Annotated in this window: 1 pseudogene; it reads right to left on the reverse strand. The window is 54.9% G+C overall.

From position 1 onward, the window contains the following. Positions 1-86: pseudogene (locus SB822_RS55830) on the reverse strand (MarR family transcriptional regulator); the annotation flags it as partial. Positions 87-324 lie beyond the last annotated feature (238 nt).

Consider the following 324-nt stretch of genomic DNA (forward strand, 5'->3'; position numbering starts at 1 on the left):
GCCTGGCTTCGCATCGCCGTGCTCAGTCGCAAGAGGCTGTGGGTGACTCGCCCGGTTGCCTGTTCTCCGTATACGCCTTCGCTCATAATCTTCGATTGGTTTATTTACAGCTTTTGTGCGGTGCCGGCCGTCGTTGCCGGGAACGCCCGTAGCCTGTGTGGGGTAGCCCCGCCCAAAAAACAGGACGAGACGGTCTCTAACTATCTCAAAAATTCACCGCCTTGCAAGCCGAAGCGGTTAAGACGACATTCTATGCGAGAGCGGCGAATCGTACAGCTAAGTTATCCAATGCAATCTGTGGATAACCGTGGGACAACATCAGGG

Origin of the sequence: Paraburkholderia sp. SIMBA_054, assembly GCF_046534875.1 — a bacterium.
Classification (GTDB): domain Bacteria; phylum Pseudomonadota; class Gammaproteobacteria; order Burkholderiales; family Burkholderiaceae; genus Paraburkholderia; species Paraburkholderia hospita.